We start from the raw sequence: 8713 nt of genomic DNA, 5'->3' as shown, positions 1-8713 counted from the left end.
CAACCGCAAGGCCGCATGGTTATTATGCAACTGGATAATTTAGCCGGGGTTTTGGGCGAGAATCCGGTGGGTTTTGCGTCAGTAAGCAACGCTGTGTGAACAATCTACCTCTGAGTGGATGATTATTCGCGAACGAGACGTTTAATCCGTTGATAAAGAGCCTCGACAATATCCGTTTTATTGCAGCCGTAGTGCATCTCTCGGTGGCAATTAGGGCAAAGGGCTACCGTGTTGCTAACCGTATCTGAGCCACCCTCTGCTAACCCTCTCAGGTGATGTACTTCCAAGAAGGGTTCCCCTGCGACGGTTATAAAGGGAGCAGGTGCGTTACATGATTCACATTGTTGGGCTGCATTTTGCAGTACCCACTCCCTGACTTGCAGGTCTCGTTCATGACTGTTGGTGATGACATAACGTGATTGGGGCGTTTCGACCCCTTGTGGAAGCGGCTGTTCCAGCGCGTTTTTGTAAGAGCGAAGGTTAAGTTCCTGTTGGCGGATCAGGCGTTCGATATGCGTAAAAGCGGTTGAACCCACATTTTTGGCGGGTTTTAACCCGGGAAGCCACTCTCGTCCCATTTCGGCACAGACATATGAGATGTTCTGCATCCGATATTCGAAGGATTTCTCCGTACGCCCGAATTGGCTCGCCAATTCCCGGTAATAGTGCTTTTTCACGAAGGGCTCACCAAAAGATGCTTTGGTTTGCATATCCAAATATGCAATAACCGCAGCCCTTAGCTCTTCTTCTGTCCAGTTATCGCTCAAAACCAGATCCTAAGTAGAGGAGATAATGCTGTTGGGATTGGCCGGTATCACAGTGATAGACGGCGTCATCCGAGTGTGCTTTTATCGCCTGGCATATTAATCCAAACGACACCGCATTTCAGCTGTCATTTTGCGATAGCGTGCGCCCAGTCCATAAATTTATCTAAATAAATCAGTAAGCTATTTTTCATTTTCATGTTTTAGACACGCTATTGGATAGGCTACGCAACTATGTGCGTTGCAGGTAATACACCCACAGGGAGGTGGTGATGGATCCGGTTTCCTATCTTTTTTCGGCTTATCTCAATCTGGTACAGCAGCAGGTTGCGGATATCTATGGCACTGAGGCCAAGACGCTGGTGGTGCAGTATGAGGGGGAGTCGGTCCCGTTCTCTTTTCAGCTGTGGCAGATCCAGCAGCCGAGCGTTTGTCGTCCCTACCAGCAGGATGTGCGGCGTTTTAGCCAGTGCACGGTCAAGGCGTCCGCCCTGTTTCACAAGCTGTGTGATGACTTGACCCGGCAGGATGACAGCAGTTGGCAACTGCCCAAATTTCGCACCATGTACTGCTCGGCTGCCATCAGTTATCGGCCCCTTATCGCCGAAATCAGGAGTGCCGAGATTGGGGATGCCAAACAGAGTCCTGCCAAGCTGGCGGAGCGTGCCTGCAATCAGGCGATTCTGGCGGCGATGGACAGTGACGATGAAGTCCTGCTGGCCCAGCGTGACAAAGCGTGCGCCGCGGTGCAGTAACGCGAATTTATCTGACCAGATCATTTGCGCTCGCTTTGCGCGCCACGGCACACATGGGCTCTCTCTTGTCGGGTAAGATGGGGTAGCTCGCTGTGGCGGCAACAGTCGGATGCTGGCGGGCATATGCCGGTCACATCAGCCAGATCACCACCAGGAGGTAACCATGATCAGCCATATCGACCATCTGGTATTGACGGTCAGCGATATCGAACGCGCCGTGGCGTTTTACAGCTCGGTGCTCAATATGGAGGCCATCACCTTCGGTGCGGGGCGCCGGGCGGTGGGGTTTGGCAACCAGAAGATCAATCTGCAGCTGCTGGGGCAGGAGCCGCGCAACCGCGCGCAGGTGGGGTCGGGGGATGTCTGCCTTATCACCCGCTGGCCGCTGGAGCAGGTGATGGCCCAGCTTGCCTGCCACGGGGTGAAGATTGTCGAGGGGCCGGTGACCAAAAGCGGTGCCTGTGGGCCGATAGAATCCATCTACTTCCTCGACCCAGACCAGAACCTGATAGAAGTGAGCATCTATCCCTGACAGCGCTGATACGCCCGATGCCTTATGAGCCCCTGATTTTCCTTGCCGCATTGCCGGTTATATCCTCTCTGTTCCTCCTTGGCGGTATCCTTGTTGAACCCCTTGTGACCGTGATATTGCCCCAATTTGTGCCCTTGGCTGGGGCGGTCTGTGAACTATCCGGCGTGCGAGACGGGGCAATATGCTAATGTAGCGGCGTTTTTTGATGGATAAGCTGGCATTGGCCTTTTTTGAAGATGGAATGGTATGCAGAACTTTGACGTAGTGAATTGGCTGATGCAGCAGACAGCCTCTCCGGCGCAGCCGGAACAGGCAATGGCACAACCGGGCGCGGCCCAGAACCTGTGGCAGGTGACCCATGCTGGCTAACGAATCCATGCGCCTGAACAAATACATCAGCGAGAGCGGCATCTGCTCGCGCCGCGAGGCCGACCGCTTTATCGAGCAGGGCCACGTCTTTATCAACGGCAAGCGCGCCGGGATTGGCGATCAGGTGCAGGTTGGCGATCTGGTCAAGGTGAACGGTCAGGTGATCGAGCCGCGCGAGGCGGACAGTCTGGTGCTGATCGCCCTCAACAAGCCGGTGGGTATCGTCAGTACCACAGAAGCGGGCGAGAAGGACAACATCGTCGATTTCGTCAACCACAGCACCCGGGTCTTCCCCATCGGGCGGCTCGACAAGGATTCGCAGGGGCTGATCTTCCTCACCAACCACGGCGATCTGGTCAACAAGATCCTGCGGGCGGGCAACGATCACGAGAAAGAGTATCTGGTGACCGTCGACAAGCCGGTGACCGACGAGTTTGTGCGCGGCATGGCGGCTGGGGTGCCGATCCTCGGGACTGTGACCAAGAAGTGCAAGGTGAAGAAAGAGGCGCCGTTCGTCTTTCGCATCACGCTGGTGCAGGGGCTGAATCGCCAGATCCGCCGCATGTGCGAGCACTTCGGTTTTGAAGTGACCAAGCTGGAGCGCATCCGCATCATGAACGTCAGCCTCAAGGGACTGCCGGTGGGCGAGTGGCGCGATCTCACCGACGACGAGCTGATCGATCTGTTCAAGCTGATTGAGGACTCCTCCTCCGAGGTGAAACCGGCCAAAGGCGACAAACCGAAGGCGGCCAAGGCCCCTGCGGCGCCAAGCGCCAAACCGGGGCAGGGCAAGAAGCCGCGCCGCGATGATGATCACGAGATTGGTGGGCGTCCCAATGTGCCGGGCCCGGAAGCCTTCGAGAAGAAGCTGCCGGTGGGCAAGGGTTGCGCGGGCAAAGGTGCTGCCAACAAGGGCAGTGCAGGCAAAGGGGCCCCCAAGGGTGGCAAACCGGCCGCAGGCAAGCCGCGCACCGCTAACACCGGACGGCAGAAGAAGGGGCGCTGAGTTCGCCTGTTTCGTCCCTTTTTCGTTCCAAGAGACCGGCCACTGGCCGGTCTCTTGTTTTGCGCACCTAACCGCAATGCCTGAACAGAGATAGTGATTGCCCCATGGTCAACGGCCCTGCTGCTCTGCCAGCTTGCGCTGGTAGTCATGCTGAACGATGGCCAGTGCTGCCAGCACCAGCTCGGGGGCAAGCTCATTGGTTTCCAGCAGTTCAATCAGATCCACCGCAAGTTTCACCTCGGGTGGGGCAGTTTCCAGTGACATGAGTAGGATTCCGGTTGCGGGAAGAGGGGGTGATTATACAGGGGCGCCGCCGTAGGCCGAAAGCGCCCGCTATATCGGGCAGGGGAATCACCAAGCTCAGAGGTGCTGGCGCATCTCCTTGTCGATCTCCTCGCGCAGGGCGATCAGCTTTTTGGCGTACTGCTGCAACTGCAGATCGCTCTCGCTTACCGGCTGCCACTGGTGCACCGGGGTCGGCTTGCCGTGCTCATCCATCGCCACAAAGATGATGATGCAGTGGGTGGTCTTGTGGCGCTCGGTCTCGGTGGGGTGGTGGCTGTAGACATCCACCGACAGATGCATGCTGGTGGTGCCGGTGTGGATCACCTGGGCGTGAACCTCCACCAGCTGGCCAATCTGGATGGGGCGCAAAAAGCGGATCCCCCCCACATAGACGGTCACAGCATAGCCGCCACACCAGCCGGCAGCGCAGGCATAGCCCGCCTGATCGATCCACTTCATCACCATGCCGCCGTGTACCTTGCCGCCGAAATTGACGTCGGAGGGTTCGGCCAGAAATTGCAGGGTCAGTTCGCGATTGGGCACAGTCACATCCTTATTTCCTGAAGAGTTTTCCAGAGCTTTACCTTATCGTGTAGTCCGGTCAAGGGTTCATCCCAGATTCAGGGGGGCGGGCTCACTATCTGGTTCTATCGATGCAAACATAGCCGCAGGAGTGACACCATGAAGCAGATGCTGGAACAGTTGCTGGGGGCTGGCAAAGGCTGGCTGAACGAAGGCGGAGACAAGCGCAAGGGGCAGATGCAGGGGGCGCTGGCCGGCGGTGCGCTCGGTCTGCTGCTGGGCAATAAAAAAGTGCGCAAATATGGCGGCAAGGCCGCTGCAGTGGGCGGCGCTGCGGCCCTTGGCGGGCTGGCCTACAAGCTCTATCAGGATTGGCAGGCCCAGCAGGCGGCACCCGCCCAGCCCACCCATCCCATCAGTGGGCTGGAAGGCAATGCGCTGGATGCCCGCGCAGCTCTTTTGGTGCGCGCCATGGTGGCAGCGGCCCGGGCCGACGGCCATATCGACGGCGCCGAGCGCCAGAAAATTCAGGAGTACCTGACCGAACAGGGCCAGAGCGATGTCGCCCGCTGGATTGACGCCGAGCTGGCCCGCCCCCTCGACCCCCACGCGCTGGCGCGGGAAGTGACCGACATGGAGCTGGCTACCGAGGTCTATCTTGCCTCCCTGCTCGCCATCGAAGTGGATCACTTTATGGAGCGAGGCTATCTCGACGAGCTGGCACGGGCCCTCAAACTCGATGACAACCTCAAAGGGAGCATTGAGCGGCAGGTGGCCCAACTTAACGCCCCCGCCTGATATCCCTCACCGCCATGGATTGCCGATAACGCCCCGCTCAAGGGGCGTTGTTGTTTTTGCTGCCCATCAAAAGATGCGGATGAGCCTATGTGGAATCCGGGGCACAGCCCCGAGCACAACCCCCTTGCTCGTTGTTTTGCCCATCTCCCTTTGTGGGAGACGGGATGGAGGGAAGAAATGCTCAATCTGGTCAACGGCGGTGATGGCGATATCATGAGCACGGCAGCACTCGACCACCTTGCGGTTTTACAGCAGGGGATGAGCCTCGATCTGTTGGTTGGCTCTGGTATTCCCCTGAACAGGTGATGGAGCCCTGATGGGACGAACGGGAAGCAGCATCAGGATCACTCAGCCATCCAGTGGCTGATAGCGACGAATGGTGCTGCCAGCAAACCAGGGCTCGGCCTTGGCGACAAAATCGGTAAAGTGAGGAAGGCCCTGATGGCTGATGAGAGCCGCTTCGCTCTCCCATACCTCGTAGAGCATCCAGCTGTGGGGATTGTCCAAGTCCTGATGCAGCTGATAGCGTTGGCAGCCAGCCTCCAGCAAGGTGGCCGCGATCAGCGGCTCGAGGGCGGCGCGAAACTGGGCGGCGCATTCGGGTTTGGCTTCAAGCTGGGCAATCACAATCACGGGTGATGACATCTGAACCTCCTTGGCATAAACGAGGGGCCAGTATGCTTGCCACAACTTGTCGGAAACAGGGCGCGGGTCGCAAAACAGTATTGAAGGGAGAGCAGCAATCAGGCCGCAAGAGATGCATGGCACAAGTGCGTGGTGGCATGAAATAGCGGGGAAAAAGGGCGGACGTACTGCCCTGTATCATCAGGCGTGGGAAGGTTCAGCCCAGACTGCAAACTCATTACCGCTGGGCTCAACGAAGTGGAAACGGCGGCCACCGGGGAAGTCGAATAGTGGGCGGTTGATGGTGCCACCATGTTGGCTCACCTTGGCTTGAGTCGCTTCAATATCGGTGCTGTAGAACACCAGCAGGGCACCGCCCTGCGCTGTCTGATTACACTGCTCTGCCCGATAGAATCCGCCATCGAGCCCCTCATCGGCAAAGGCGCAGTAGTCGGGGCCGTAATCGACAAATTGCCAGCCAAATACGGCCTGAAAGAAGGCTTTAGTCGCGGCGAGATCCCGTGCTGCAAACTCCACATAGTTCAGTTTTTCATGGGTTTTCATGTTGTGCCGCTCCCGTGTCCCGGTTTGTTGTGGTGGCCGGCAACTGCTCCCAGGGGGTCAGTTTAAGCTGTTTGCGACGAAACCAGAGCATGGTTGCCATGGTCAATCCAAAGAAACTGACAAATAGTCCGATTTGGCTCAGCAATGACGTTACATCAATCGCGGTGCCGTGCCAGCTGACCAACCACATAAACAGGCTCCAAATCCCCCCGGCGGTGAGGCCAAACCAGAGCGCGTTGCCGAGCCAGCTCATATAGTGCGGCGGCTTCACTTTGAGACCACATTTACGCAGCAATCTGAACAGTGGCGGGTTGTAGTTGAGCGCCTTCACCCCTTTGTCAGCCAGCTCCAGATGGGCGGCGGCCAGCCGTTCTTCAAATGTCATGGTATTGATCCTTCTGAAATAAGTGAGCCATGGGGGCTTTGTTGGCTGCATTGTACTGACAAATTGCGGGCACGATGTGGGCTCGTGGTCACGTTATTTCTCTGTAAAAAAAAAGAACTGGCCTTACCGCTCTCTTGCCAATCCACCGCAGTTTCGCCTATAAAAGTCAATTACTCTTGTCCGGAGAGCAGCAATGAAGACCCATTCCGATGAACTGACTCTGTTTGTAGCGGTGGTGGAGGCGGGCAGTTTTCGCCAGGCGGCGGAGAACCTCGGTATGGACAACTCGGTGGTGAGCCGTGGCATCAAGCGGCTGGAGGAGAAGCTCTCTACCGTGTTGCTCAATCGCACCACCCGCCGGGTCAGCCTGACCGAGGAGGGGAGCTGGTTCTATCAACGGGCAGTGAAGATCCTGGCCGAGATGAGCGAGGCAGAGGGACATCTGCTGATGCGCCGGGAACAACCCGAAGGGGTGTTGAGAGTCGATGCGGCCACTCCTTTTATCCTGCACCGGCTGGTGCCGATTATCGGCGAGTTTCGCCGCCGCTACCCTGCCATCGAGCTGCAGTTGCACAGCTCGGAGGGCTTTATCAACCTGATGGAGCGGCGGGTGGACATGGCCATTCGCATCGGCGAGCTGACCGACTCCTCCCTGCGTGCGCTGCTGCTGGGCCGTTCGCGGCTGCGGTTGCTGGCCTCTCCCGCCTATTTGCGCGAGCGCGGCACTCCGCGCCAACCGGCAGATCTGCTGAGTGGCCACGAGTTGCTCGGCTTTTTGCATCCCGATCACCTCAACCACTGGCCGCTGTTGAGTGCCGAACAGGGGGATCGCTTCGCCATCACTCCGGGCCTGCGTGCCAGCAGTGGTGAAACCTTGCGCCAGCTGGCGCTGGCGGGGCAGGGGATCGTCTGTCTGTCGGACTTTATGACAGGGCCGGATCGGGAGAGCGGCGCGCTGGTGGAGGTGCTGGTTCGTAGCAACAGTGGCGCCTCGCGCCCCATCAATGCGGTTTTCTACTCCGATGCCCAGCGGGATATCCGGTTGCGGGTCTGGCTCGATTATCTCAAAGAGCAGCTGGGCAGCCATACCTTGTAACACAGATTGGTTTGTGTGGTGAGTTGCGGCGGTTCATGAACAGGTTCTTTAGCGGCAACAGATTGAAGTAAATATGAAAAAGGCTTCGTCTGTGATCTGATTTTATCGTCAAACAAAACTGCCACACCCGAAGCCATGACTATTCTCCACGCCCCCATAAGTGAAATAAGGGAGACGTTGGCGAGGGCTGTGGTTTTTCTTTCAAAATACGCTCGCAGAACTTAATTGACGTATTTTCTTCAGATCCTGTACATGGGGGATGGTTAAGGTTTACGCGACAACTATCTTGAAAAACGCCGATGGTCTGCTTTATTAATAAAAAAATGGGTATCTATTAAGATACCCATTCATAATCTAAATTATTTTGCAGATGGAGAAAATGAGCCAACTTGTGATATTAATGACCCTAGGCCATTAAAGCGTTTATCAAGATATTTTACCAAAGCATTTGTGATCAAATTGTCGCCACCGTCAACTCCTGAGTCAGGAGATGCACTGATAATACTGGCGAAGTTAATATCCCTATGTTCTTCTTGTGGTACTCCGATTCCCATCATAGAGAGACCAAACAGGTATTCATCTACAATACTGTTGGCGTGTCCTTCATCCTTCAATATATATTCATACATGGGTACTGGTTTTGGCTCATGGTATAGATTATAGACATTGTTTGCATACTCCATAATTCTACCGACTCGTCCTGAATCTGGATTTATATCTTCAATTTTTATTTCCTGCTGATAAAATGGAACTACTTTTCTTTCAGGTGATGAGTCTGTCATAAAAAAGTTAAAAGTGGTAGTGAAATCACCATTTCCCATATAATCCCAGACATAGCTGATTTTGGGTACATATAAGTAGTTCTTTATCGGCTTTTTAATTTGAGCTGGTGGTAAAGCACATGTAGAGCACTGTGCGGAACTTAAAGAATATGTTCTTACCTCTTTAAAATCTGTGTTTTCGCGAATTCAGATAATAAGTGCAACGCTCGGTCATGGAGCTGAAGAGGGAGT

Annotated in this window: 14 protein-coding genes; 7 read left to right on the top strand and 7 right to left on the bottom strand. The window is 55.7% G+C overall.

Going from position 1 to position 8713, the window contains the following annotated elements:
* Positions 1-122: 122 nt before the first annotated feature.
* Positions 123-767 carry an HNH endonuclease gene (locus ACRAUW_RS15080; protein ID WP_431362929.1) on the bottom strand — a complete coding sequence of 215 codons (645 nt, stop codon included), beginning with the start codon at positions 765-767 and terminating at the stop codon, positions 123-125.
* Between the two features lie 269 nt (positions 768-1036).
* On the opposite strand from ACRAUW_RS15080, the gene ACRAUW_RS15075 reads away from it, so the two are divergent.
* The 4 genes from ACRAUW_RS15075 to rluF all read left to right on the top strand — a co-directional run bounded on the left by ACRAUW_RS15075 (position 1037) and on the right by rluF (position 3426).
* Positions 1037-1519 carry a hypothetical protein gene (locus ACRAUW_RS15075; protein ID WP_431362928.1) on the top strand — a complete coding sequence of 161 codons (483 nt, stop codon included), beginning with the start codon at positions 1037-1039 and terminating at the stop codon, positions 1517-1519.
* Positions 1520-1682: 163 nt separating this feature from the next.
* A complete protein-coding gene (locus tag ACRAUW_RS15070) occupies positions 1683-2051 on the top strand; it encodes a VOC family protein (protein ID WP_431362927.1) in 369 nt (122 codons plus the stop codon).
* Positions 2052-2297: 246 nt separating this feature from the next.
* Positions 2298-2420 (top strand): hypothetical protein, encoded by a 123-nt coding sequence (locus ACRAUW_RS15065; protein WP_005337590.1) that lies wholly within the window; start codon positions 2298-2300, stop codon positions 2418-2420.
* Positions 2410-3426: a 23S rRNA pseudouridine(2604) synthase RluF gene (gene rluF / locus ACRAUW_RS15060; RefSeq protein WP_431362926.1), complete on the top strand. Its 1017-nt coding sequence runs from the start codon at positions 2410-2412 to the stop codon at positions 3424-3426. The genes ACRAUW_RS15065 and rluF overlap by 11 nt, the downstream gene beginning before the upstream one ends.
* Positions 3427-3534: 108 nt before the next feature.
* Here rluF and rsmS read toward each other — a convergent pair whose 3' ends face one another.
* A complete protein-coding gene (gene rsmS / locus ACRAUW_RS15055) occupies positions 3535-3690 on the bottom strand; it encodes a pleiotropic regulatory protein RsmS (RefSeq protein ID WP_431362925.1) in 156 nt (51 codons plus the stop codon).
* A 96-nt stretch (positions 3691-3786) separates the two neighbouring features.
* Positions 3787-4254: an acyl-CoA thioesterase gene (locus ACRAUW_RS15050; RefSeq protein WP_431362930.1), complete on the bottom strand. Its 468-nt coding sequence runs from the start codon at positions 4252-4254 to the stop codon at positions 3787-3789.
* Between the two features lie 138 nt (positions 4255-4392).
* On the opposite strand from ACRAUW_RS15050, the gene ACRAUW_RS15045 reads away from it, so the two are divergent.
* Both ACRAUW_RS15045 and ACRAUW_RS15040 read left to right on the top strand, forming a co-directional pair.
* Positions 4393-5031: a tellurite resistance TerB family protein gene (locus ACRAUW_RS15045; protein WP_042656069.1), complete on the top strand. Its 639-nt coding sequence runs from the start codon at positions 4393-4395 to the stop codon at positions 5029-5031.
* A gap of 177 nt (positions 5032-5208) precedes the next feature.
* Entirely contained in the window at positions 5209-5337 is a 129-nt protein-coding gene (locus tag ACRAUW_RS15040; protein WP_431362924.1) for a hypothetical protein, read from the top strand.
* A gap of 42 nt (positions 5338-5379) precedes the next feature.
* Here ACRAUW_RS15040 and ACRAUW_RS15035 read toward each other — a convergent pair whose 3' ends face one another.
* From ACRAUW_RS15035 to ACRAUW_RS15025, 3 genes are all read right to left on the bottom strand, one after another.
* The gene (locus ACRAUW_RS15035) at positions 5380-5676 is read right to left on the bottom strand and encodes a putative quinol monooxygenase (RefSeq protein WP_431362923.1); all 297 of its coding nucleotides are present in this window, start codon (positions 5674-5676) and stop codon (positions 5380-5382) included.
* 180 nt (positions 5677-5856) lie between these two features.
* Positions 5857-6219 carry a VOC family protein gene (locus tag ACRAUW_RS15030; protein WP_431362922.1) on the bottom strand — a complete coding sequence of 121 codons (363 nt, stop codon included), beginning with the start codon at positions 6217-6219 and terminating at the stop codon, positions 5857-5859.
* Positions 6206-6604 (bottom strand): DUF6404 family protein, encoded by a 399-nt coding sequence (locus ACRAUW_RS15025; protein WP_431362921.1) that lies wholly within the window; start codon positions 6602-6604, stop codon positions 6206-6208. Before ACRAUW_RS15025 ends, ACRAUW_RS15030 begins: the two co-directional genes overlap by 14 nt.
* A 193-nt stretch (positions 6605-6797) precedes the next feature.
* On the opposite strand from ACRAUW_RS15025, the gene ACRAUW_RS15020 reads away from it, so the two are divergent.
* A complete protein-coding gene (locus tag ACRAUW_RS15020) occupies positions 6798-7700 on the top strand; it encodes a LysR substrate-binding domain-containing protein (protein ID WP_431362920.1) in 903 nt (300 codons plus the stop codon).
* Positions 7701-8059: 359 nt separating this feature from the next.
* Here ACRAUW_RS15020 and ACRAUW_RS15015 read toward each other — a convergent pair whose 3' ends face one another.
* On the bottom strand, positions 8060-8521 hold the full coding sequence (locus tag ACRAUW_RS15015) for a hypothetical protein (RefSeq protein ID WP_431362919.1): 462 nt from the start codon (positions 8519-8521) through the stop codon (positions 8060-8062).
* Between the last annotated feature and the right edge of the window lie 192 nt (positions 8522-8713).

The sequence above is a fragment of the Aeromonas sp. genome (assembly GCF_050633025.1).
Classification (GTDB): Bacteria; Pseudomonadota; Gammaproteobacteria; order Enterobacterales; family Aeromonadaceae; genus Aeromonas.
This window is presented reverse-complemented; position numbering and strand designations above follow the sequence as displayed.

Bases quoted from the DNA above. Each gene is read 5' to 3' on its own strand.
- ACRAUW_RS15025 (WP_431362921.1), bottom strand. From the start codon at position 6,604: ATGACATTTGAAGAACGGCTGGCCGCCGCCCATCTGGAGCTGGCTGAC.
- ACRAUW_RS15035 (WP_431362923.1), bottom strand. From the start codon at position 5,676: ATGTCATCACCCGTGATTGTGATTGCCCAGCTTGAAGCCAAACCCGAA.
- ACRAUW_RS15070 (WP_431362927.1), top strand. From the start codon at position 1,683: ATGATCAGCCATATCGACCATCTGGTATTGACGGTCAGCGATATCGAA.
- ACRAUW_RS15015 (WP_431362919.1), bottom strand. From the start codon at position 8,521: ATGGGAAATGGTGATTTCACTACCACTTTTAACTTTTTTATGACAGAC.
- ACRAUW_RS15040 (WP_431362924.1), top strand. From the start codon at position 5,209: ATGCTCAATCTGGTCAACGGCGGTGATGGCGATATCATGAGCACGGCA.
- ACRAUW_RS15075 (WP_431362928.1), top strand. From the start codon at position 1,037: ATGGATCCGGTTTCCTATCTTTTTTCGGCTTATCTCAATCTGGTACAG.
- ACRAUW_RS15020 (WP_431362920.1), top strand. From the start codon at position 6,798: ATGAAGACCCATTCCGATGAACTGACTCTGTTTGTAGCGGTGGTGGAG.
- ACRAUW_RS15030 (WP_431362922.1), bottom strand. From the start codon at position 6,219: ATGAAAACCCATGAAAAACTGAACTATGTGGAGTTTGCAGCACGGGAT.
- ACRAUW_RS15045 (WP_042656069.1), top strand. From the start codon at position 4,393: ATGAAGCAGATGCTGGAACAGTTGCTGGGGGCTGGCAAAGGCTGGCTG.
- ACRAUW_RS15065 (WP_005337590.1), top strand. From the start codon at position 2,298: ATGCAGAACTTTGACGTAGTGAATTGGCTGATGCAGCAGACAGCCTCT.
- rluF (WP_431362926.1), top strand. From the start codon at position 2,410: ATGCTGGCTAACGAATCCATGCGCCTGAACAAATACATCAGCGAGAGC.
- rsmS (WP_431362925.1), bottom strand. From the start codon at position 3,690: ATGTCACTGGAAACTGCCCCACCCGAGGTGAAACTTGCGGTGGATCTG.